Annotated in this window: 22 protein-coding genes; 11 read left to right on the plus strand and 11 right to left on the minus strand. The window is 46.0% G+C overall.

Annotated features, from left to right (window positions below; genetic code table 11):
- Positions 1–776, minus strand: a 776-nt coding sequence (locus QUA45_RS07885; protein WP_333220176.1) for a thiazole synthase, incomplete at its 3' end; no start/stop codon positions are given.
- Positions 751–1,269, minus strand: coding sequence for a CdiA C-terminal domain-containing protein (locus tag QUA45_RS07890; protein WP_333220178.1), 519 nt, complete (start codon positions 1,267–1,269; stop codon positions 751–753). The genes QUA45_RS07885 and QUA45_RS07890, both read right to left, overlap by 26 nt.
- Positions 1,270–1,314: 45 nt before the next feature.
- Between QUA45_RS07890 and QUA45_RS07895 the strand changes: the two genes are divergently transcribed.
- Positions 1,315–2,016, plus strand: a complete 702-nt coding sequence (locus QUA45_RS07895; RefSeq protein WP_333220180.1) for a Crp/Fnr family transcriptional regulator — start codon at positions 1,315–1,317, stop codon at positions 2,014–2,016.
- 160 nt (positions 2,017–2,176) lie between these two features.
- Here QUA45_RS07895 and QUA45_RS07900 read toward each other — a convergent pair whose 3' ends face one another.
- The 3 genes from QUA45_RS07900 to QUA45_RS07910 form a co-directional block, all read right to left on the minus strand.
- Entirely contained in the window at positions 2,177–2,512 is a 336-nt protein-coding gene (locus QUA45_RS07900; protein WP_333220182.1) for a cupin domain-containing protein, read from the minus strand.
- Positions 2,513–2,611: 99 nt separating this feature from the next.
- Positions 2,612–3,391, minus strand: a complete 780-nt coding sequence (locus QUA45_RS07905) for a methyltransferase domain-containing protein (protein WP_333099915.1) — start codon at positions 3,389–3,391, stop codon at positions 2,612–2,614.
- Positions 3,392–3,549: 158 nt separating this feature from the next.
- A complete protein-coding gene (locus QUA45_RS07910; RefSeq protein ID WP_333099914.1) occupies positions 3,550–3,804 on the minus strand; it encodes a hypothetical protein in 255 nt (84 codons plus the stop codon).
- Between the two features lie 31 nt (positions 3,805–3,835).
- Between QUA45_RS07910 and QUA45_RS07915 the strand changes: the two genes are divergently transcribed.
- From QUA45_RS07915 to QUA45_RS07930, 4 genes are all read left to right on the plus strand, one after another.
- Complete coding sequence (locus QUA45_RS07915; RefSeq protein WP_333099912.1) at positions 3,836–4,246, plus strand: MAPEG family protein; 411 nt, start codon at positions 3,836–3,838, stop codon at positions 4,244–4,246.
- Between the two features lie 90 nt (positions 4,247–4,336).
- On the plus strand, positions 4,337–4,519 hold the full coding sequence (locus tag QUA45_RS07920; protein WP_333099911.1) for a hypothetical protein: 183 nt from the start codon (positions 4,337–4,339) through the stop codon (positions 4,517–4,519).
- Positions 4,488–4,850 carry a hypothetical protein gene (locus QUA45_RS07925; protein WP_333099928.1) on the plus strand — a complete coding sequence of 121 codons (363 nt, stop codon included), beginning with the start codon at positions 4,488–4,490 and terminating at the stop codon, positions 4,848–4,850. The genes QUA45_RS07920 and QUA45_RS07925 overlap by 32 nt, the downstream gene beginning before the upstream one ends.
- A 51-nt stretch (positions 4,851–4,901) precedes the next feature.
- Complete coding sequence (locus tag QUA45_RS07930) at positions 4,902–5,060, plus strand: hypothetical protein (protein ID WP_333099910.1); 159 nt, start codon at positions 4,902–4,904, stop codon at positions 5,058–5,060.
- Between the two features lie 128 nt (positions 5,061–5,188).
- Here the strand turns inward: QUA45_RS07930 and murD are convergent, their stop codons facing one another.
- Positions 5,189–6,535 (minus strand): UDP-N-acetylmuramoyl-L-alanine--D-glutamate ligase, encoded by a 1,347-nt coding sequence (gene murD / locus QUA45_RS07935; RefSeq protein WP_333099909.1) that lies wholly within the window; start codon positions 6,533–6,535, stop codon positions 5,189–5,191.
- Positions 6,536–6,974: 439 nt separating this feature from the next.
- Complete coding sequence (gene glyS, locus QUA45_RS07940; RefSeq protein WP_333099908.1) at positions 6,975–9,122, minus strand: glycine--tRNA ligase subunit beta; 2,148 nt, start codon at positions 9,120–9,122, stop codon at positions 6,975–6,977.
- Between the two features lie 159 nt (positions 9,123–9,281).
- Between glyS and QUA45_RS07945 the strand changes: the two genes are divergently transcribed.
- The gene (locus QUA45_RS07945) at positions 9,282–10,409 is read left to right on the plus strand and encodes a HetZ-related protein 2 (protein ID WP_333099907.1); all 1,128 of its coding nucleotides are present in this window, start codon (positions 9,282–9,284) and stop codon (positions 10,407–10,409) included.
- Positions 10,410–10,556: 147 nt separating this feature from the next.
- On the opposite strand, the gene QUA45_RS07950 is transcribed toward QUA45_RS07945, so the two are convergent.
- Positions 10,557–10,703 (minus strand): hypothetical protein, encoded by a 147-nt coding sequence (locus QUA45_RS07950; protein ID WP_333099906.1) that lies wholly within the window; start codon positions 10,701–10,703, stop codon positions 10,557–10,559.
- Positions 10,704–11,012: 309 nt separating this feature from the next.
- On the opposite strand from QUA45_RS07950, the gene QUA45_RS07955 reads away from it, so the two are divergent.
- Entirely contained in the window at positions 11,013–12,080 is a 1,068-nt protein-coding gene (locus QUA45_RS07955; protein ID WP_333099905.1) for a hypothetical protein, read from the plus strand.
- A 261-nt stretch (positions 12,081–12,341) separates the two neighbouring features.
- Here QUA45_RS07955 and QUA45_RS07960 read toward each other — a convergent pair whose 3' ends face one another.
- The 3 genes from QUA45_RS07960 to trpB all read right to left on the minus strand — a co-directional run bounded on the left by QUA45_RS07960 (position 12,342) and on the right by trpB (position 14,951).
- The gene (locus QUA45_RS07960) at positions 12,342–12,974 is read right to left on the minus strand and encodes a ribonuclease H-like domain-containing protein (protein WP_333220184.1); all 633 of its coding nucleotides are present in this window, start codon (positions 12,972–12,974) and stop codon (positions 12,342–12,344) included.
- 162 nt (positions 12,975–13,136) lie between these two features.
- Positions 13,137–13,643, minus strand: coding sequence for a CAP domain-containing protein (locus QUA45_RS07965; RefSeq protein WP_333099903.1), 507 nt, complete (start codon positions 13,641–13,643; stop codon positions 13,137–13,139).
- Between the two features lie 69 nt (positions 13,644–13,712).
- Complete coding sequence (gene trpB / locus QUA45_RS07970; RefSeq protein ID WP_333099902.1) at positions 13,713–14,951, minus strand: tryptophan synthase subunit beta; 1,239 nt, start codon at positions 14,949–14,951, stop codon at positions 13,713–13,715.
- Between the two features lie 240 nt (positions 14,952–15,191).
- Here trpB and QUA45_RS07975 point away from each other — a divergent pair, with 240 nt between their 5' ends.
- The 4 genes from QUA45_RS07975 to QUA45_RS07990 form a co-directional block, all read left to right on the plus strand.
- A complete protein-coding gene (locus tag QUA45_RS07975; RefSeq protein ID WP_333069865.1) occupies positions 15,192–15,560 on the plus strand; it encodes a translation initiation factor in 369 nt (122 codons plus the stop codon).
- Positions 15,561–15,712: 152 nt separating this feature from the next.
- Positions 15,713–16,306, plus strand: coding sequence for a recombination mediator RecR (gene recR, locus QUA45_RS07980; protein ID WP_333036394.1), 594 nt, complete (start codon positions 15,713–15,715; stop codon positions 16,304–16,306).
- 325 nt (positions 16,307–16,631) lie between these two features.
- Complete coding sequence (locus QUA45_RS07985) at positions 16,632–18,728, plus strand: prolyl oligopeptidase family serine peptidase (RefSeq protein WP_333099901.1); 2,097 nt, start codon at positions 16,632–16,634, stop codon at positions 18,726–18,728.
- A 783-nt stretch (positions 18,729–19,511) separates the two neighbouring features.
- On the plus strand, positions 19,512–22,586 hold a 3,075-nt coding region (locus QUA45_RS07990), incomplete at its 3' end, for a DUF4347 domain-containing protein (RefSeq protein ID WP_333220186.1).

Consider the following 22,586-nt stretch of genomic DNA (forward strand, 5'->3'; position numbering starts at 1 on the left):
ATCCCTTGCCCTGAACCGATGGGCGAACCTAAAGGCATGACTGTCGCACAACCGACTTCTTCGAGGCGTTTTGCCAGGAGAGGATCGGCATTGATGTAGGGCAAAACAGCAAAACCTTCTTTGACTAATTGTTCTGCTGCTTCCAAAGTGCCGATCGGATCTGGCAGCAAATATTTAGCATCGGGAATCACTTCTAATTTGACAAAATTATTATCTTCTTGCCCTAAAAGTTTCGCCATTTCCCGGCCTAAACGAGCTACTCTAATCGCCTCATCCGCAGTTTGACAACCGGCAGTATTTGGCAGCATCCAGATTTTAGTCCAATCGAGAGCCTCTGCCAATCCTTCATGGCCGGGAGCATTTGTTTGCACTCGCCTCACAGCTACAGTCACAATTTCGCACCTGCTGGCGTTGACACTTTGCTGCATTTCTGAAATGCTGCGATATTTTCCCGTCCCCGTCATCAAGCGAGAATGAAAAGTTTTGCCGGCAATCACCAGAGGTTTGTCTAAAATATTTAAGGGTAAATTATCGGAGGTTGACGGCGCGCTGTGTCCCAGTTTAGAATCGCCAAAAATAGCATATTCTAGCCCCTCTTCCCATTCTTCTCTACCTCCCAGCATATTTTCTAGGAGCCAACCTTCTTTATTTGTTAGTAAGTCCTGAGTTACTGCGTAAACAATCTCTCCAACAATAATCAATTTTGCATCGCGCGGCATATTATTTTTTATCCCGCTATTGACCATTTCTTCAAATTCTTGAAAAACGTTCCCCATTTTCCCATTCCTCTCTAGTAATTTTTTGAACAGATTGGTTGTTAAAAACCAAAATAACTGTCTGTATTAGCTGCTGGACATCCCAATATATAGCTTGTCGGATGCCTTGGTCTATTTCTAGAATGTCGTAATTTTCTATATTTACGTGAAAAATGACTGCATTTGCACTTTGATTTTTGGCTTTGCCAAAGCCTTCTTGTACTCTATTTTTGAGATTGTTAGACTCTTTGGTTAATTCCTTAAATTCGCACATTTGACCGTCAACGTCAGCGTCGGGAGTTTTAGTCCCTGACGGTGCTTGCTCGCTCAACATTCTAACTCTCATCCCTATTTTAGCCAAAACTTCAGCAATAAAGATTTCCGAATTATTAAGATTGTGTTGTTGGTGAATTAGCACAAATCCGCCAGCTCTCTCATCAAAATAATATCGCTGATATTCCGATTCTGCATTTTTGTAGATGGCTCTGCTTGTCTCGATATATTCTGAATTCACCGTTATTATACTGTCAATAGACTCCGAGCGGGTAGAGTTAAAGGTATGAAAGCAACTGTTGAGCAACTGGCTAAAATTGGAATATTTACCAGCTTAAACCAAACTGAATTAGAGCGATTGCAAGAACACACAGTAATTCGCACTTACCGACAGGGAGAAGTTGTGATGTATGAGGGCGATCGCATCCCCGAAAAATTATACACTCTTTTGAGCGGTTCTCTGCGGGTTGCAAAAACAGCGGCGGCGGGCAAAGAAACAATTCTCCGCACTTTATTTCAGGGAGATATTTTTGCCGCACCTGCTTTGCTAGGCAACGGCATTGCCCCCGCAACGGTGACTGCAGAAACTGATGTGGAAGTTCTTACCACAGAACGGGAAGTTTTGCTAGCAGCAATTCGGGAAAATCCTGAGATTGCGTTGCGAATATTGGCGGTTTTTAATCAGCGGTTGCAGCAACTGCACGAGACAGTGCACGGTTTGGTGTCGGAAAGGGCCATCGTGCGGCTGGCCCGATTTCTTCATTACTTTGCCGTCGAGCAAGGTACCAAGATTGCGGATAATAGTGTATGTTTAGAAAAACGTTTTCCCTACTATCAAATTGCTCGCAGTATAGGAATTACCTACGAAGAATGCGTGCGGTTGTTTAAGAAACTCAAGCCGTTTGTATCCTACAGTCGAGGCGGTAAAATTATTGTATTGGATTGGAACAAATTGGAGGATGTCGCCTCTGGAGATGAAATAGACTAAAGGTTAAGATCCCAATGCTTGTAGGGCTGCTTTCAGAAACAATATTTGACTGCCACTAACTATATAAAACCGCCCCCAGAATCGATTAATCGGGGCGGGTTGATGAGATGATTGACTTTAGGCAAGTATGAAACCCGCCCCCCAAGCAATATTGCGGAAATTAATTCGCTTCGGAAAGTGTCAAAATAAACGCCAAATTTTCTTCGGCTTTCAAAGCGTGAAGAGCTTGACCGGGCATAAAGACAAATACCCCCGGTTCCAAAACAATATCCTTCTCTTCCAAAGTCAAAATACCCTTTCCTTCTATGACATTAACTGTGGCATTCCGTGCCGAAGAGTGTTCCGAAATTTCTGTTCCTGCTGCCAGACAAAATAAACTGTACTGACAATTCTTGTCTTTGACTAAAATTTTGTTCAGCACTCCGGTGGCGGGATATTCAATTGCGTCTCGGAGTTGGATTGCTGAAGATTGTAGCGGTAAAAGAGTAGTAGTCATAGTTTTTGACAATTAATTAATTTGGTCACAAGCCTTGAATTTATCAGTGGCTTCACTTTCTTCCATCGAAAAGTGAAAATCGAAAATCAATTGCATCGGTTAAGATTGTTTTTTGGCAGAGATAACGATGTAGCCTAGATCCTGTTGGTAATGCTGGAAAACTCGACGCATTGCTAAGATACGATCGCGAATTTGCGATCGACTTAATATATTCCACAAAATCCGCACAGTACCCACAAACCCTTCATCTTGCAGCATTCGCGACAAATTTAGGAGGCCCATCGCCCCAGTTTGAGACTTCTCTACTTGCAAACCCGCGTTTTGGCAAACAGCAATCCAGCCAGACTCAGACAAAGGCGTTGAATTGACGCGAATCACTTCTGATAAAGCTTTGTGAATTTCAGCTTCTCGGTTTTTAACTAAAAGTTCGTGAGAGAGAAACTTGCCGCCTGGTTTTAAACGATCGCAAATTCCCGATACAATTTTAGCTTTCCCTGACGGCGACTGCATTGTCAGGATAGCTTCAGCCAAAACCCAATCAAACTGTTGGGAAATCCGATCTAAGTGAAAAATATCTCCTTCCACAATTTCCACTCGATCGCTCAAACCGGCTGCTGCAACATTAGCACGAGCGCGGGCCAGACTCTGGGGATTTTTCTCAACTCCCACTACTTTTACACCAAAACGTTCAGCAAGGGCGATCGAACTATATCCAAAACTAGCAGCCAACTCCAAAACAGTCTCCCCAGGCTGAAAATCCGCCCATTCAAATAACTGTTCCGTAGCAAATTTCCCCCCCGGCCTCAACATTTTCTTACCCGCCGCCGCCAGAACTTCATGTCCGGGTGCAGTCTTAAAATTGAGAGCAGTATTGGTCATTAAATTGACCTCCTATTTAACCTTACTCTCAGTTTGGCAAATTATCCCAAATCTTTCTATGATCTAGCTCATATTCAAAATATCGTATAGTGCGTCAGCCTCCTCAATTTTTACAGTTTTAGATTTTAGATTTTTAATTAACTCTACAAATTTTAGATTTACTCCACAGATGAATCTGGGAGGTTGAATAAGAGTCTAAAATTTGGGCGGCTCACGACAAGAGTCGGGGGCTTGTATCCCTGTGCAGGTGCAGTCAAAAGAATCAAAATCCCAGCCCGCAAGTTTTCGAGGATCTCCCGGAACTCTAAAGCAATTGTCGCGCCACTAATACCCCGCAGTTGCATCAAATCCCCCGCCTTGAATGACGGCATGGCGATGAATAACGCGATCGGCAATAATTGATTTATAATCAAGATATCTACTCCACCCTAAGAATACCGAATCATGCTTGCAGAAGCAAACGCGACACTTTGGCCTAGTCTAATTACTGTTTCAGCATTAATTCTCTACTTCGTTGTTACCATCAACGTCGGCAGAGCTAGATTCAAACACAAAGTTTCTCCCCCGCAGATGACAGGAAACCCAGACTTTGAGCGAGTGGTGCGAGTTCAGCAAAATACCTTAGAGCAAATGATTCTATTTTTGCCCTCGTTGTGGCTGTTCTCGCAATTTATCAGCCCAATTTTGGGCGCCGGTATCGGCGCAGTTTGGATAATTGGACGCATTTTGTTTGCTTGGGGTTACTATCAAGCTGCCGAAAAAAGAGCGGCAGGATTTGGCATTAGTACCTTAGCTACTTTAGCTTTGCTTGGTGGGTCTTTAACTGGCATAATTATGTCGCTGCTGAAGGTTTGAGCCTAGCTTGCGATCGACATAATTGTTTTTCTACTCGTTTCCAGGCTCTGCCTGGGAACCAGTTAAATGTAATAAATGTTAGGAGTAAATATGTCAGAAACCAACAAACCCGTCTTTGAAATTAACCAGAAACTTTTTCAGCAGCTTGTAGATTGGCAAGAAAAACTTGAACGAGAAGATGAATTAGCAAGCGAGTCAGAAGACGAGAAACCAATTGAGGTAAAAAATCCTCCCGACAGTGATGAACAGCATTCTCAAACACATAATTTATAGCTGGTGGCTAGCAGCATCTTTGGGATTTCCGGCTGCTGTCTCGGCTCAAGCGCTGACACCTAGCCAAATTCAGCAAGTTAATAGCGGTTTGTTTCGTTCTAACTCTCAAGGTTTCTTTCAGCAAGGCAATCGCCAACTGGAAAGGGAAGTCGCAACTTTGTTGCAAAAAAATGTCGATTCTGAAGGCAAGATTCTGGAAATTGATGAAAAATTGCGTTCTCAGCTTTGTAGGCAAGAATTTAAAATATCGTCGTCGCATTCTGATACAATAACTTCGGCTCAGCTTGTTGATTTTCAGACCAAATTAAAAGACATTTGCAGACAGAATTAAAATTAAAGTGAGGTCAATATTCAAAGTTTAGTGTTAATGGATAAAGAGGCAATGGCAAATTTAAAAACAGCCATGCTGGAAGCGGAAACAGTGGCTCAATTGGCTGCAATCATTATTGATTATACTCATGAGGAAATAATGATAGTTTTTCACGAGCTAGAATCGGAACAACAGGAGAGAGTTAAGACTGTTTGGAAGACTGTTACTTAAAGTAGATTGGTCAAAATCAGAGGTTTTAATTTTTAACCGCAGATGTAAGCCGATAGACACAGATTTAAGTTTATTACTGTTCGCTGTGTAGAAAATTCTTAATTTGTACACAGCGAACAATGACATATCTAAACTAGGGATTCGAGGCATAATTGACGGAAATGATCGCCTCGTTGCTCGAAGTTTTGGTATTGATCGAAGCTAGCACAGGCTGGGGAAAGCAGCACTACTTTTGCGTTGTTCTGTTTGCCTAATTCTGCGGCTCGCGGGATTGCTCGTTCCATTGTTTCGACTATTTCCCAAGCGTTGTAATTTGCTTGTTCGAGCCGATCGGCAAAAATACCTGCCGCATCCCCAATTAGCAACACCCCAGCAGCTTTCGCCTTGATTGTATCAATCCAAGCGCGATCGTCCCCTTCTTTGGCGTCGCCGCCCGCAATTAAAATCGCCGGTGCGCTCACAGAAGCCAACCCGACTTGGGCGGCGTCATAATTAGTAGCTTTGCTGTCGTTGATGAAATCTATGCCTTCCCAAGTGCAGATGTGTTCGAGGCGGTGCGAAACTCCGGGGAATTTAGCGATCGCCCGGGCGATCGCACTTTTATCTATCCCCGCCAAATTAGCTGCAGCCACCGCCATTAACAAATTCTGCAAATTGTGTTCTCCCACCATCCGCAAAGAATCAGCAGGTAAAATTTTCTCGCTTTGAGCTATTACCCAACCGTTTTCGATGTACGCTCCAAAAGTGCGATCGCCCAACAGTTCTTTTTCACCTTTGACACTCGTCCAACACGCATCCGGCCAAACCTCAACTCCTTGCTGCCGCAAACAAGGATCGTCACCGTTAATTACTTGCAATTCCGACTTTTTCAGCAAATGGGCTTTAATGTTGTAGTAATTTTCTAACGTTTTGTGGCGGCTGAGGTGATCCGGCGTCAAAGTCGTCAAAACTCCGATTCGCGGCGCTACAAATGGCGATGATTCTATCTGATAGCTGCTAATTTCTGCGATTACCCAATCCGGCTGTTTTTCAGCTAAAGCTAATTCGCACGCAGCATAGCCAATATTGCCGCAAGCGGGCGCGTAAAGCCCGGCCTCGGCAAAAATAGCAGCAATTAAAGCAGTAGTAGTAGTTTTGCCGTTAGTGCCGGTAATTCCCACCCAAGGAGATTTGAGGTAACGCCACGCGAGAGCCATTTCTCCGATTGTTTCAATCCCTAACTCTCTGGCGCGCACTAATGCTGGACTGTCCCAGGGAACGCCCGGACTTACTACTATTAATTCTATAGAATCGACAGGTTCAAAAGATTTACCTAACTCCACATGAATTCCTTCGCTAGCGAATTCCTGTTGCTGTTCAAGCAAATTTGGGGAAGATGAGCGATCGCTCAGCGTTACTTCCCATCCTTCGCGTTTTAGCAGTCTTGCGGCGGCAATTCCTGATTTTCCTAGTCCAATGATATGAGCTATCGGCATAAGCTGTGTGTGTGATGGAGCGAACTTCCCTGGTTTTATAAGTTTATATCTTAACCTTGAATTGGTTGTTGACTATTGGCCATTTAGCTTATTTTTTAAGAGAGCGATCGAACTCTGCTGAGACTCGCGCGGTTCCGCAATAATTCTAATAAGTTTACTACTTTTATTAGTAAGCTTTAATGTTATTTCGATCGAGATTTTAACAAGTACCTTTCTCAAGTTGGTTTGCCTGCACACCCTCTGTTTGCCCCAGCCCCACCAGGGGTTTTCAACCCCTGTCTAACAGCTAAAGTCAATTAAAACTGACTGAAAAGTCTGGTATGTATGGCTTAGAGTCCTCATAACGAGGACTTTCGCTTTCAGACGGGGGTTGAAACGAACGGCGGACTGCGGGCAAAGGTGGAATCTGCAGGCCCAGAATATTTGGGTGTTGTCAATTTTAACTTTTGACGATCGCCCCAAAGTCAGCCAACACCCGCGCGTGATTCCGCAGCAAACCCAGTAAATTCAACCGATTTTGCTTAATTTCCGGGTCAGAATCCATCACCAAAACGCTTGCTGGCCCGTCGAAAAAGTTGCTGACAGTCGGAGCAATTTCCGTCAAACTATCTACTAACTGCTGGTAATTCCGAGTTTGTTTGGATAACAGCGTTTGCGGCACTAACTGCACGACTGCATCGTAAAAAGCTTGTTCAGACGACTTTTGAAATAACTCCGGTTTAACAGCAGTTTTCGGTTCCAATTCTATTTTATCCAAATCACCTTGAGCCGCCAAACGAGTTGAACGGTTGACTGTTTCGTAAATTAGATCCAAAGTCTGGTTATTGCGGATTTGTTGTAAGAAAAGCGCTCTTTCCCGTGCGTCCAACATATCTCTCAATGCTCGTTCAGTATATTCTGGGTCGTTTTCTCCCAAAACGGCATTTACCAAATCGTAATCTACATTCTTTTCTTCTTGCAACAAAGTCCGAATTCTTTGTAAGAAAAACTCGTATAACTGTGATAGCAACTCCGCAGGTGTTTCTGGGCGTGCGGCAGTAAATTCGGCAACAACTTCTGCGAGCAACTGGTGCAAATTGATAGGCAACTGAGCCGCCCAAATAATGTTAATTATTGCATTAGCTGCGCGGCGCAAAGCGAAGGGATCGGATGAACCAGTCGGCAACATTCCCAAGCCGAAGATGCTGACTAAAGTATCTAATTTGTCGGCTATTCCGACAACTTGACCAGTCAGAGTTTGGGGCAAATTGTCGCCCGCACCTTTGGGCAAATAATGTTCAAAAATCGCTGTGGCTACTTCTTCGGATTCGCCACTTGCTAAGGCGTATTTCTGCCCCATGATTCCTTGCATTTCGGGAAGTTCGTAAACCATTTGGGTTACGAGGTCGGCTTTGCAAAGTAAGGCTGCTCTTGCTATATAAGCTTGTTCTTCGCCTGTGATTTGCAGTTGGTTGGTGATGAGGCTGGCAATCTTGCACAGCCGATCGACTTTTGCGCGTACAGTCCCCAAATCTTCCTGGAAAGTAACTGTTGCCAACTTTGGCAAATAATCCTCTAGAGGCTTTACCAAGTCTGCTTTATAGAAAAACTGACCGTCTGCCAATCTCGCCCGCACTACTCGCTCGTTACCGGCGGCAATAATCGCCGCTTTAGCCGGGTCGCCGTTGGAAATTGTAATAAAATAGGGCAGCAGTTCGGGAAAATCCGGGCTTTTGAGAATCGGAAAATAGCGCTGGTTTGTGACAATAATTGTGGTGATTACTTCCGGCGGCAATATCAAAAATTCTTCGTCAAATTTCCCGACAACTGCGTTCGGCCATTCTACTAAGTCTGTGACTTCTTCTAACAAGTCTTCCGTAATGTCGGCGTAACCGCTTTGTTTTGTTGCTGCGGCTTCTACTTGTGCTTTAATTTGATTTTTGCGCTGGGATCGATCGACCTCCACGCAAGCAGCCCGCAGACATTCGACATAATTCTCGGCTTGCGGAATCGAGACAGGCTGCGGATGTAACACCCGGTGTCCTTGGGAAATCCGATCGCTCGTGACCGTATCCGAACCGCTCACCAATGTAATTGGCAGTACAGTATCATCTAACAGTGCCACCATTGATCGAATCGGGCGCGGAAACTTCAAATCTCCGTCGGCCCACCGCATAAATCTTTTGCCTTCTAACTTGTTAATCCACTGCGGCACAAGTTCTGTCAAAATATCCGCGGTCATCCGCCCCGGAATCTTTTTGAGCACAAACACAAAATCGCCTTTATCGGTAGCGCGAACTTCCAAAGCATCAATTTCTACGCCCTGCTTTTTCGCAAAACCTTCGGCTGCTTTCGTCGGTTTGCCATCTTTAAAAGCCGAACTCGCGGGCGGCCCTTTTACCTCTTCTTCTCTATCTAATTGCTGAACTGGCAGCCCTTTCACGAGAACTGCCAAACGCCTCGGAGTAGCGTATACATTAATAGAGTCATTTGTCAAGGATTCTTCTGCCAGCGTTGCAGGTACAAGTTGCTGCCACTGCTGGGCGCTGCCTGCGACAAAAGATGCGGGCAATTCTTCTGTACCGAGTTCTAATAAAAAGTTAGGCATATCGCACCGTAATGGAATTTTGTTTAGGGTAATTTAAGGTAATTTATCCGATCGCGCGTTGGCGAAGCTTGCAGAAGAGGATCGTAGTATCTGAAAAATACTCAAAAATCCAGGATACCACGTAAAATCGGGGGTGAAAGACAATATTCTCGACAGCCCATGACCTTGGCGGAAAGACTAGGACAAGATTGGAAGTCTCGACTCGAACAAGATTGCCCGCAGGAGAGTTCTAGCACTCGCGAGAGTGTTGTCCGCTGGCTGTTGGGAGACAAGCCCGAAAGATTTGACACTCTTAGCCCAACTCAATTGTCTGTTGCCTCTGGGGCGATCGACTTTTTATATCGAATTTTGATTTCTCGGTATCTGGGAGTACCGCCAGAAAAAGCTTACCGCAACTTGATCGGGCGGCTCGGCGGCTTGGTTGTGCTCCGCCAAAAAATCCAAGCGTGGGTTTCGCTGAGTCGGGACAGACAGCGGAGTGCGGTGGAGGTACTGCAAGAAGTGATTCAGGAAATGCTCAATTCCGATCGCTACCTGCAGCAGCAAGTCGCCTGGATTGCCGAATGCACCTCAGACAGACGCCTGCGAAATGCTTTGCTGCTAGCGAGCACAGAAGAATACTGCTTGCGGCCGATCCGCAACCAGCCGCTGCTGGTGTACCGTTTTGTCAACTACCTGCGGCGTGCCCAGCGGGGCGGGTTGACGCAGGTGCCTGCAGGAGACTGGGTGCGGCTGGTGTCGGAACAGGTTCTACCCGACGATACAGACGAACCGCTCAGCCTGTTAGACGAACAGGCTATGTCCGAGTATCGAGAAAATCAAGCTTGGGAAGAGCAGCAAACTCAGCGGCAGATTGTCCAACAAGAATTTGAGAATTATTTAGCCGCTGAAGTCGATCCGCTGGCTTCCCGGTGGCTGCGGCTTTACCTGCAAGGCCGTTCCCAAGAGGCAATTGCCGAGGAGTTGAAGGTTCCGATCAAGCAAATTTACCGCTTGCGAGAAAAAGTTAGTTACCACGCGATTCGGGTTTTTGCGGTCAAACAAGCACCGGAATTAGTCGCCAACTGGCTGGAAACTTCGCTCCAAGAACACAGTTTGGGCTTGACTCCCGCTCAGTGGCAGCAATATTTACAAAACCTCACGCCGGTGCAGCGGCAGTTGCTAGAATCGTTGAAAGCAGGGAAAAGTGTAGAGACGATCGCATCTGAATTAAAGTTGAAAACCAATCAAGTCATCGGCGAGTGGAGCAAACTGTATTTAGCAGCTCAATCGCTCCGCAACGAGTAGATTGGTAATGGGTGGCGGGCAATTGCTAATTGTGAATTGGCGGTAGCATTTTTCGGAATCCGCGCTACAAATCAATTCCCCAAAAGCCACAGAGTGCTGCGAGTTTTCCCGTGGAAAACCGCGCCATTCCCCTTGTATCAATTCAGGTTAGATCGATCGGCATATCGTAGCGCTGCCGTGACGAGCCCGCTTTGAGACGATCGCCGCCCACTCTCTGAGGTAAGATACTAGCAGCACGATCGACTTTGAGGATTTTTTAACCAATCCTAAATTCAGCGGTTGCCCGTAAATCATCGGTTGTGGTGCATCTCTAATACTTGTGCATTAAAGACATAATTCTATTGTTGCCAGCCACGGGCATCAATCTCGGGCGATCGATGATAGTGGGTCTAGACTGCGCTAGTCATCATCTAGATCTCAATCTTTTGGTAGAATTTAAGGCTGCAATACAGAAGGGAGAAAATTCTGGGACTAAGGATTTTTCTTTAAAAAAAGCTTCCGGTTGTTAGGCTAATTCCTCCGTCAGGGAAGTTGCAGCGTTTAATTTTATCGCATCAGGTTGGTGCGTCGCGCTCGATCGCGCTTCCAACTACAAAGCAGCTAATGGTACATACATCTTCAACAGACTCGGCAGCTACAATGGACTCCGATCGAATATTTCACCTAATCGATACAGTTGTCCCCTTTGAAGCTTGCCTTTACTATCAAGTTTTGCCTTTATCTCTGGAAGGTAATCTGTTTAAATTGGGCGTAGTCGATGCCCAAGATGACTCCGCCTTGGACTACGTGCAGCGGATTTTAGCTTACATGAATTGCTCAGTCACAACAGAGCCAATTGCCTCGGAAACTCAGCGCTCGATGCTCTCAGCTTACTTGCTGCACGGGAACCAGCTCCGAGAACCGAGCCAGACAGAAACCGCACCAGCCCCAACACCCAAAAATCCCGCACCAGCAACTTCAGGCCCCAATGCAGCAACGATCCTGTCTGTGCCAGAAGCCTCGATGCCCGCTCCTGAGCGGTTTAAACCTGCTGGCGCTGAGGTTCCCCCAACACCGACACAGCTATCGGTTTTGAATGTCGAGGCTTTGCACTTGTCAAGCCAAGTGGAAGTTTTGGCAACTTTGCCCGCGCCCCAACTTCTACAAGAATTGCTCGGTAGAGTGCTGCGAGAGGGTATCGGCCGCCTGTTTTTTGAGCGGCATCAGTCCCAAGGTCGCATTCTTTGGAGTCAAGATGGCGTTTTGAAATCGATGCTCGAAGGTATCGATATCGTCCTTTTCCAAGAGGTCATCGACGAGTTGAAGCGGCTGACAGATATGCCTGTTTGCCCGGTGGAACAGCCCAAACAAGTCGAAGTTGAGCGCATATATCAAAACACTCATTTGCTGTTGCGCTTGCGGGTAATGACGGTGGGCGGCAAGGAAGAAGCCACCCTGCAAGTTTTGCGGGGGGCAGCTTTGAGGTTTTACCAGCAGCAGCAGTTGTCTACTTTGAGTCGGGACGCACTGCGGCTGGCCGAAGAATTGCAGCGGAAAGTGAATCAAATTCGCGATCGAACTCGGCTTTCTCCTGTGCCTTTAGAGGGGTTGCCCGCTTTGGAACAGGTGATTAGAAATGTTGACGACCAAATTGAAGCTTTACTGCACGAACACAATCCCGATCAGTCCTAATCAGCCATAGATCAATGTTTTGAAATTTTTTTAACTTACATCAAGTCCGGTCAAATAATAATAATAATAATTATGTTTGTAGTGAGGACTAAATTCCCAGCGAGTTTTATGATAACTCAAGTCTTCACTACAAACCAATTTGATGGCAGTTCTGCTAGGTGACAGAATATTATACCAGTTCCAAAAAAGAATGCAATTGTATGCTCGTGTTCTAAACCCTGGTAGTCATCAGTCATTGCCAATCTAAAATCTAAAATGGTATTAGCCGTGTTCGAAAACATCCTTGTACTGCAATAAATCCAAACTCACAAAAATCGGCAAACACTGAAAACATTGCTGTGCAATTTCCCAGCGTTCTTCTCGCTGCAACATAGCAGTCAACTTTTGTTGAGCGCTCAGCAAATAGCGGACATCGTTAGCAGCGTAGCTGAGTTGCTCGTCTGAAAGATGCTCAGAATTTCCCCAGTCAGAACTTTGAGAAGTTTTGTTGAGTTCTACTTTTTCCAATTCTTGGATTAAATCTTTAAGTCCGTGTTTGTTGGTGTAAGTTCTCGCCAGTTTGCTTGCAATTTTTGTGCAAAAAACAGGTGCAATGTCAATACTTAAATTGTAACGCATTGTTGCCATATCAAAGCGCGCAAAATGAAATACCTTCTCAATATTTTCAGCTTCCATTAGCTTTTTTAAATTCGGGGCCGCAGTCTGGCCTTTAGCAATCCGCACCGCCGCAACTTTACCTTGCGGATCGCACAACTGAACCAAACACAAGCGATCGCGCCACGGCATCAAACCCATTGTTTCCGTATCAACGGCGATCGCCTCTGCTGTCAAATAGTAAGATAAGAGAGAATCGGGAATATCACGATCGCACACTTGAAAATCTGCAAATTCCATTATTAGTAATTTTTGACTGTTGACTGTTGACTGTTAACTGTTGACTGTTGACTGCCCTCTTCTCTCTTCCCTCTTCCTTCTTCCTTCTTCCGACTTCCCTCGGACTGACATCCGTTACATCCGTCGAGCGAATCCGTTGCCGAACTTCCTTCTTCCTTCGGCTTACCGACTGAGAACAAAAAGCTGAGTAAAATAATACTCACCTTTGGCATTTTTGGCAATTCCAATACCTGTCACATTAAACTGACCTTCCATATTTTTGCGGTGGCCGTCACTTTTAATCCAACCCTCAACAGCATTGCGTACCGGGTCGCTGTAGCCAAAATTGTAAGCAAGATTTTCAGCTACACTTTTATAAGGAATCGTAATAGCTTTCGCCCGCCCCTCAAATCCATCGTGACTGAAACTTACTTTACCCTTAGCCATATCTTCGCTGTGAATTCTTGCTATCTGACTGATTCGCGGATCTATACTCAGCGGCGGCAACTTTTTAGATGCTCGGTATTGATTGATCTGTTGGTTGACCGCTTTTTCTAAGTCAGTAATAGCACTCGAAGCAACATTAGTATTCATGGGAGTTTGTGGCAGCGATCGCGTAGGAATGGAGGTGTCACACTTAGGCAGGATTGTCAACAATCCCAAGCACATCAAAATCAAACCTTTGGACATGAAATCAAACGAGAAATAAAGTTAATTGTTACCAATTCCTACAGAGCGATCGCCCCACATTCCGCTAACCTAGATATTCAGAACCTTCGCTACAGTGTTCACGTCTTTGTCGCCGCGTCCGGAACAGTTAAGCACAATGCGCGGATTGCCTGTTAGCTGCGGGCACAGAGTCTCTAAATAGGCGATCGCGTGAGCAGTTTCCAAAGCCGGAATAATCCCCTCCAACTGCGAAAGCCGCTGAAATGCTCCCAGTGCTTCTGCATCAGTTACGCTATAATATTCAGCTCTGCCCGCATCCTTCAAATAACTATGTTCCGGCCCCACACCCGGATAATCCAAACCCGCACTAATCGAATGTGGCTCAATCACTTGACCTTCATTATCTTGCAGCAAATAACTCATAGCCCCGTGCAGAACTCCCACACTTCCCTTAGTCAAAGTAGCAGCGTGTTTATCAGTTTCCACACCTTCGCCCGCCGCTTCAATACCGATCAATCTGACAGTTTCTTCCCCGACAAACTCGTGGAAAAGACCCATTGCATTAGAACCGCCGCCGACGCAAGCTAATAAAATATCTGGCAAACCACCCCACTTTTCTTGACATTGAGCGCGGGTTTCTTGACCGATTATCGCATGGAAATCGCGCACCATCATCGGGTAAGGATGGGGACCCGCTACGGAACCAAGAATGTAATGAGTTGTTTCGACATTTGTCACCCAGTCGCGAATTGCTTCAGAAGTCGCATCTTTCAGAGTTCCCGTACCCGCAGCCACCGGCCGCACTTCGGCTCCCATCAAGCGCATTCTAAACACATTTAAAGCCTGTCTTTCCATGTCATGAACGCCCATGTAGACAACGCATTCTATACCGAAACGAGCGCAAACTGTGGCAGTGGCAACGCCGTGTTGACCTGCACCAGTTTCAGCAATTACCCGCTTTTTGCCCATGCGTTTTGCCAGCAATGCTTGAGCTAAAGCATTGTTGATTTTGTGAGCTCCGGTGTGGTTTAAATCTTCGCGTTTGAGGTAAATTTGCGGGCCAGTTCCGTCTGCTTTAGCGTAGTGCTCGGTGAGGCGTTCCGCAAAATACAAAGGGCTGGGGCGGCCGACATAATCTTTGAGCAATTGTTGAAGTTGCTGTTGAAATTCCGGTTCGCTGCTGTATTTGTGGAAAGCAGCTTCTAGTTCAAATAACGCCGGCATCAGGGTTTCGGGGACGTATTTGCCGCCGAATTTGCCGAATCTGCCGAGGGAGTCGGGGCGTTGGGGGCTGGTTTCGGTGGTGAGAGGCAGGGGAGTGACAGTCATTTGATTTTAGATTTTAGATTTTAGATTTTTTAGATTCGCGGGTAAGCTATAGGCTTGGTGTCGATCGTACCAAATTGGTTGTGGACTTGAGGCGATCGAACAAATTTAATTATAATTCCTTGAACGCTTGACGGGCTAATACAATAAGTAGAAGATAGAGCGCATTCCGAGCGATCGCAACCATACCCCAATCCCCTAAAACTAGAAATACCAGTAAAAAAAGTTCAAGCATTTTAACCTATGGCAGCATCAAAACGCAAAGATTCTGACAGCAAAACAACCGAGGGCAAACGAATAGTTTACTCCGAATTTGGCAGCGTTGACAACTCGGCAGCCCTCCAACGGGGAGTTGCCGAAGTTCCCCCCAATCAACAAAACCTCAAAATCGAAGCATCCCGAAAAGGACGCGGTGGCAAAACAGTTACAGTCATCAGCGGCTTTCAGGAAAAACCCGAAACATTAGCAACTTTAGCCAAGCAGCTAAAAGCCCAATGCGGTACTGGCGGCACAGTCAAAGATAATGAAATCGAAATTCAAGGCGAACACAAGCAAAAGCTGCTAGAAATTATCACAAAGCTAGGCTACAAAGCTAAAATTAGTGGAGGGTAAATTAGTCAATAGCCATCAGTGTATGGGCGGGACGAGTTTATGATATACTTATTTTAAAACATAGATGCTTGGTAAAACCCGCCCCTACATCGCGCCAATTCTACGATCGCGAATCAGCCAGAAATGATATTACCAATTACCGCCAATTTTTAATGTACACTCGACCTTTAGCTCGTTTAATCGAACAATTGCAGCGCTTGCCCGGAGTCGGCCCAAAAACAGCCCAGCGTTTAGCTTTACATATTTTGAAGCGACCGGAAGAAGAAGTGCAAGCCCTAGCTAAATCTTTGATTGATGCCAAACAGCAAGTAGGTTTCTGTCAAGTATGCTTTCACTTATCTGCTGACCCTGTTTGCGAAATTTGCCGCAATACCAACCGCGACACTCATACCATTTGTGTAGTGTCAGAATCCCGCGACGTAATCGCTTTAGAAAAAACGCGGGAATATATGGGTAAATATCACGTTGTTGGTGGCGTTATCTCGCCGATGGATGGAATTGGCCCGGAACAATTGAACATTCAACCGTTAGTTCGGCGGGTCAGCCAGCAAAAGGTTAAGGAAGTAATTATTGCTATTAGTCCCAGCGTGGAAGGCGAAACTACTACTCTTTATATCGGTCACTTATTAAAACCTTTTACCCTAGTGACGCGCATAGCCTTTGGTTTGCCGATGGGGGGAGATTTGGAATATGCCGATGAGGTTACATTGGCTCGCGCTTTGGAAGGAAGGAGGGAGTTGGATTAGTTGAAAACGGGTGATGGCTGATTTAAAAATAAGAGAAACGAACGGCGAATACGCCAAGGAAACAAAGGAAGAGAAGAGAGGATGAAGAGTTTACAATTGATGCGACGACAGCTATATCCTAAGCTTCTGCGATTGCTTCGCTGAGGCTCGTAATGACAAATTTGTAAGATATGAAACCCGCGTCGGCGGGTTTTGTCTGTGTAGCGACAGGTTGAAACCTGTCGGGTATTTGGTATTTGCTATTTGGTCTTGAGTTTCGTTGTTCCCTGTCGTCACTGCCGCGAAAGGGTAAACTGGACAAAGTTACCGAGAGTAGTAAAAAATCATGACAAAATTCGATCGACCTTTCACCTACCCCACAACCCGCAAAATCGACCAAACAGATGATTACCACGGCGTCCAAGTACCCGACCCTTACAGGTGGCTGGAAAATCCTGACTCAGAGGAAACCCAAGCTTGGGTGGAAGCCCAAAATGCAGTCACCTTCGGCTACCTCAACGAAATTCCGGCGCGGGAAAAAATCAAACAGCGCCTGACTCAACTTTGGGATTACGAGAAATACGGCATACCTTTCAAAGAAGGCGAGCGCTATTTCTACTACAAGAATGACGGCCTGCAAAATCAATCCGTACTCTATACTTTAACATCCCTCGACAGCGAACCCAAAGTATTAATTGACCCCAACACACTCTCCGAAGATGGAACCGTTGCTTTGGGTAGCGTAGCTATCAGCGAAGACGGCAAACATATGGCTTACGGTTTGTCAACCTCCGGCTCGGATTGGCAAGAATGGAAAGTCCGCGATATCGAAACAGGTGCAGATTTATCGGATCATTTAAAGTGGGTGAAATTCTCAGGTGCCTCTTGGACTCACGACGGTAAAGGCTTTTTTTACAGCCGCTACGACGAACCCAACGAAAAAACCAAACTCGAAGATGTTAACTATTACCAAAAACTGTTTTATCACAAGTTAGGAACAGCCCAATCTGAAGACGTATTAATCTACGATCGCCCCGACCAAAAAGAATGGGGATTTAGCGGCGGCGTCACTGAAGACGGCAAATATCTAATTATATCAGTTTGGCAGGGAACTGAAACAAAAAACCTGATTTTCTATAAAGACTTAACTGCCCCTGAATCGCCTGTTGTAGAACTGATTAACGAATTCGAGGCAGAGTACAGCTTCATCGACAATGACGGCCCTCTGTTCTGGTTTCAAACAGACTTAAATGCACCCTGCGGCCGGGTAATTGCGATCGACACCAACAATCCCCCTCCTTTATCCCTCGCTGGCGATGACAGTCAAGGGAAATTTACAGAAATTATCCCCGAAGCACCCGAAACCCTCCAAGGTATTGGCATCCTCAACAATCAATTTGTGGCTTCTTATCTGAAAGACGCTTACACCAAAATTAAAATCTTCAACTTAGACGGCTGTTTCGCGCGGGAAATAGCTTTGCCGGGAATCGGTTCGGCGGGAGGATTTGATGGCAAGCGGCACGATACCGAAACTTTTTATGCTTACACGAGTTTCACTACACCAAACACTATTTACCGCTACAACATGGTGACGGGCGAAAGCACAATTTACCGCCAGCCGAATGTAGATTTTAACCCCGACGATTACGAGACAAAGCAAGTATTTTATCCCAGCAAAGACGGCACGCAAGTACCGATGTTCATCACCCACAAAAAAGGCTTGCAGCTTGATGGCAATAATCCCACTTATCTTTACGGATACGGCGGTTTTGGCGTGTCGCTAACTCCGAGTTTTTCCATTAGCAATGTGGTGTGGTTGGATCTGGGGGGAGTTTATGCGATCGCCTGTTTGCGGGGCGGCGGCGAGTACGGCGAATCATGGCACCAAGCAGGGACAAAGTTGAACAAGCAAAACGTGTTTGACGACTTTATAGCTGCTGCTGAATGGTTGATCGAAAACAAATACACAAAACCTGCCAAATTGGCGATCGCAGGTGGAAGCAACGGCGGTTTATTAGTAGGGGCTTGCATGACTCAGCGACCGGAATTGTTCGGTGCGGCATTGCCCGCAGTCGGGGTTATGGATATGCTGCGCTTCCACAAGTTTACCATTGGTTGGGCCTGGACTTCGGAATACGGTTCTCCCGAAAATGCCGAGGAATTCCCGACAATTTACGGCTATTCTCCCCTGCACAACCTCAAACCGGGAACGGCTTATCCGGCGACAATGATTACAACTGCCGATCACGACGATCGCGTGGTTCCGGCCCACAGTTTCAAGTTTGCTTCTGCTTTGCAAGAAACCCACGCGGGAGAAAAACCCGTGTTAATTCGGATAGAAACTAAAGCGGGACACGGAGGCGGCAAGCCTACTGCTAAAGTGATTGAAGAATTGGCTGATGAATGGGCTTTTTTAGTGCGCGAACTCGATATTGACGCTTAGCAAGCCGCGTTAGGGTGTGCGATCGACGCAGTTTGATGATTTAGATAGAAAGACGGTGTAAAGGGCGATCGTTCTTTTTGTATTCAAGGGCGATCGTTCTTTTTTGTGACCGCAATCCTGCTATTAACATATATAATTTTCCACTTTGTTTTTATTAACTTTTGTAGCGTTGAGTGGCTATTATTACATTGCTGTGAGTTTACTGCACGCCAAATTCGTATAAATATAAGTATAAATCTCTAGAAGTTTGGTCCTCTCAACTTGCAACAGCGATCGCACCTCAAAGTCAAAATCTGCCAATTTTTAGGAAATTAATATTTTCAGTATATTTACGGTTCAAGCTGTCTGATCCAGCCTCGATATCACCAGACGAAGCAAAGCGCTATGAGGGGTCAGACCCCTTGTGCTGATAAATCCGTAAGTAATTTACCATATAACTAACCTTAGACCTGATATCATTTTTCCCAAAAATAGAGCATCTTGGCTAATACAAAGGCTGTCACCCCTTATTCATGTTAGAATTTCCAGCCATGGGCCGCATCAGGACATCCTAGGGCGATCGCAGCCAATCCTGTCTAATGATTGACTAAGATCATAAATAACAAATAGAGGTAACTATTATGTATCTTTAAAAAATAATTTTTAAAACTTTATAGTTGAAAGTTTATCGTCATCTATGAAAAGGGGTAGCTTAAATTTAGCAACCAAATTAACCAAAAATTAAAACCATCCCAACCAAATCTGTCAAATTTGTCAGGCGCGCCAACACGGAAATCTACCAATATGGAAACTAAAATCTTGAGACAAGCCAGCTATAAAGCAGAGACTGCTAGCCGAAAAAATCTAGCGATTGTGGATTCAAAAGTAGAAAACTACCAAGAGTTTCTCAGGGGAGTGAAACGCGGTACAGAAGTAATCCTGCTCGATAGAACCCGGGATGGAATCGAACAAATTGCCGAAATTGCAGCCTCGCGGCACAGCCTCAACAGCATTCAAATAGTTGCTCACGGCGCATCAGCATCAGTAGAAATCGGCTCAACAGAACTCAATATTTACAATATAGAAACCTATGCCAGCCAATTGCAGCAGTGGGGTAAAGCTCTCAACGAAACAGGTAGTATTCTGCTGTTAAGTTGCAACACAGGTGCCGGAAAATTAGGTCTAAAATTCATACAAAAACTCAGCCAAATAACAGGAGCAAATGTTGCGGCTTCCAATAATTTAACTGGTAGTGCAGCACTAGGCGGCGACTGGAAATTAGAAATTGCCACAGGACAAATAAATACCGAAATAGCCTTTGAAAAAGAAGTCCTAGAAGGCTATGCATCAGTCCTGGCTACCTTAGCGGCTGAAGAATTTAAAAATTCAACAGTAATCGGGCCTTGGATATATGGAATTGGCAACCCCACTACAGCTAACCCAGGCTTAACCGCAGGTAGTACAGCCAACCCCAGCGGCGTTATTCCCGCTTTAGGGACTGGCGATACACCCGGAAGCGGTACTTTGAGATTAACCTCAAACGCCTTTGGACAAGCAGCTTTTGTCATCTACAACAACCCCATCTCCGCCACTGAGGGCCTGAGAGTTACCTTTGATTTCTTTGCCTATAACAGAGGCACTACCCCTTCTCCCGGTGATGGTTCTCTCCTTGGTGCCGATGGCATTAGTTTTTTCCTCATTGACGGAACAGCTACGCCAACAGAAGCCGGAGGCTATGGTGGCTCTCTTGGCTATGCTCAAAATACTAATTCAAATTCACCCGGTATTGTAGGAGGTTATTTAGGTGTCGGATTAGACGAATTTGGCAATTATTCTAGCGTTATTGCTGGAAAACAGGGTGGCATCTCGAACAATCCAAGTGATAGACGACCTGATGCAGTAGGACTTAGAGGCAGAGCAAGCACAATCCCAACCGAAAATTATAAATTTTTAGGTTCTAGTCTTTTAACTAACAGTTTGACTGGCGTTTCCATTGGCATAGACAATAAAGATACAAGCATTCGCGCTGAGGCTAAAAGAACCGTCCAAATTACATTATTCCCGACAAATAATTCACCAACATCTCCTAACCGTCTGACAGTAGCCTTCGACGTGAACAGGAACGGCACATTTGATGCGGGCGAAACACTGATCGACATACCAAATTTGGCAACCATAAACGGAGAAGTGCCACGTACTTTTAAATTTGGCTTTGCTGCTTCGACAGGGGGAAATACAAACATTCACGAAGTTAACAATGTCATCGTCGAAAGTATAAATCAACCTACACTCGTAGCCGACGTTTCTATTGTTAAAAAAGGCCCGATCTATGCCATACCCAATAGCACCATTACCTATACGATTACCTCCACAAATAACGGGCCAGACAGCGCCGAAAGCGTCCTGATTCAAGATCCCCTCCCAGAGGGCTTAAGTTTCGTCGGCGCCTCCGACCTCGCCACATACAATCCCACAACGAGGACGGTCATCTGGCCGGCGATTCAGACTCTGGCTAACGGTGCTAGCGAAACCCGCACCATCACCGCCACAGTTTCCCCAACAGTCACCGCTCCCTTAACTAACACTGCCTATAGCACATCCAGCACTTTCGACCCAAATCTAGCTAACAACAATAGTTCCCAACCCATCTCTCAAGTCTCCACTACAATTGTTGCTGCTCTTGCCGATGTTGTTACCACCAAAACCGGGACTACGGCAGCAGCACCGGGTGAAACAGTTACTTACACAATTTCCACAGTCAACAACGGGCCAAGCACAGCCGCAAACGTCACCGTTACCGACAGCATTGTTGCCGGTTTAAATATAGTTAGTCTATCCAACGAGGGTGTTTACAATGCAGATACTGGGATTGTCACCTTCCCAGCGATTCCCAGCTTGCCTTCCGGTGCTCCTGCCATTAACACAGTCCGCTTCATCGCACCTGCATCTGCATCCGGCAGCGTCAGCAACACCGCCAGAAGTATCTCAACTACCCCTGATCCTTTTCCTGAAAACAATAACGGCACTGATCCGCTGGCTACAGTCACCACACCTCTGACACCTAGTGCCGACGTTGTTACCACCAAAACCGGGACTACTACCGAAACTGTGGGTAGGACAGTCAGTTACACAATTTCCACAGTCAACAACGGCCCCAGCACAGCCGAAAACGTCATAATTACTGATAGCATTGTTCCCGGTTTAACAATAGTTAGTCTATCCAGCGGTACTTACGATCGCAATACAGGCATTGTCACCTTCTCATCTGTTCCCAGCTTAGCCAGCGGTGCTCCTGCTGCGATTACCAACACAGTTAGTTTCATCGCACCCCCAGAGGCCAGCGTCAGCAACACTGCCAGAAGTACCTCCAGTACCTATGACCCGACTTCAACCAACAATGACGGTAGTGCTCCGGGCGCTAAAGTCACAACCACTCTGACACCCGCACCAACTCCGACTCCCAACCAACCGCCAGTTGCCAACCCTGCCACCTCCAGCCTGGGGCCCAACAGCAGCCAGTTAGTCACGGGATTGGGAGGCAGCGACCCCGATCCCGATGGGTCGATCGTCTCTTATACCATCAACACCCTGCCCCCAGCAGACCAAGCAGTCCTGTTTTTAGGAGATCCAGCCAACGGTGGCGTACCAGTGACACCAGGCCAAGTCCTGACTCCAGCACAGTTGCAGCAACTATTTTTCCAAACGACGGGCACCTTTACAGGAAGCAATTTCACCTACAGCGCCACAGACAACAGCGGTGCTATCAGTCCCCCTGCTACCGCTACTGTGGCTGGACTGATAGCACCGACTCCCACAACTCCAACTCCCACACCGACTCCCACAACTCCAACTCCCACACCGACTCCCACAACTCCAACT

Source organism: Microcoleus sp. Pol12A5 (assembly GCF_036701435.1).
Classification (GTDB): Bacteria; Cyanobacteriota; Cyanobacteriia; order Cyanobacteriales; family Microcoleaceae; genus Microcoleus.

Bases quoted from the DNA above. Each gene is read 5' to 3' on its own strand.
- QUA45_RS07895 (WP_333220180.1), top strand. From the start codon at position 1,315: ATGAAAGCAACTGTTGAGCAACTGGCTAAAATTGGAATATTTACCAGC.
- QUA45_RS07900 (WP_333220182.1), bottom strand. From the start codon at position 2,512: ATGACTACTACTCTTTTACCGCTACAATCTTCAGCAATCCAACTCCGA.
- QUA45_RS07905 (WP_333099915.1), bottom strand. From the start codon at position 3,391: ATGACCAATACTGCTCTCAATTTTAAGACTGCACCCGGACATGAAGTT.
- QUA45_RS07915 (WP_333099912.1), top strand. From the start codon at position 3,836: ATGCTTGCAGAAGCAAACGCGACACTTTGGCCTAGTCTAATTACTGTT.
- QUA45_RS07920 (WP_333099911.1), top strand. From the start codon at position 4,337: ATGTCAGAAACCAACAAACCCGTCTTTGAAATTAACCAGAAACTTTTT.
- QUA45_RS07925 (WP_333099928.1), top strand. From the start codon at position 4,488: ATGAACAGCATTCTCAAACACATAATTTATAGCTGGTGGCTAGCAGCA.
- QUA45_RS07930 (WP_333099910.1), top strand. From the start codon at position 4,902: ATGGCAAATTTAAAAACAGCCATGCTGGAAGCGGAAACAGTGGCTCAA.
- murD (WP_333099909.1), bottom strand. From the start codon at position 6,535: ATGCCGATAGCTCATATCATTGGACTAGGAAAATCAGGAATTGCCGCC.
- glyS (WP_333099908.1), bottom strand. From the start codon at position 9,122: ATGCCTAACTTTTTATTAGAACTCGGTACAGAAGAATTGCCCGCATCT.
- QUA45_RS07945 (WP_333099907.1), top strand. From the start codon at position 9,282: ATGACCTTGGCGGAAAGACTAGGACAAGATTGGAAGTCTCGACTCGAA.
- QUA45_RS07950 (WP_333099906.1), bottom strand. From the start codon at position 10,703: ATGATTTACGGGCAACCGCTGAATTTAGGATTGGTTAAAAAATCCTCA.
- QUA45_RS07955 (WP_333099905.1), top strand. From the start codon at position 11,013: ATGGTACATACATCTTCAACAGACTCGGCAGCTACAATGGACTCCGAT.
- QUA45_RS07960 (WP_333220184.1), bottom strand. From the start codon at position 12,974: ATGGAATTTGCAGATTTTCAAGTGTGCGATCGTGATATTCCCGATTCT.
- QUA45_RS07965 (WP_333099903.1), bottom strand. From the start codon at position 13,643: ATGTCCAAAGGTTTGATTTTGATGTGCTTGGGATTGTTGACAATCCTG.
- trpB (WP_333099902.1), bottom strand. From the start codon at position 14,951: ATGACTGTCACTCCCCTGCCTCTCACCACCGAAACCAGCCCCCAACGC.
- QUA45_RS07975 (WP_333069865.1), top strand. From the start codon at position 15,192: ATGGCAGCATCAAAACGCAAAGATTCTGACAGCAAAACAACCGAGGGC.
- recR (WP_333036394.1), top strand. From the start codon at position 15,713: ATGTACACTCGACCTTTAGCTCGTTTAATCGAACAATTGCAGCGCTTG.
- QUA45_RS07985 (WP_333099901.1), top strand. From the start codon at position 16,632: ATGACAAAATTCGATCGACCTTTCACCTACCCCACAACCCGCAAAATC.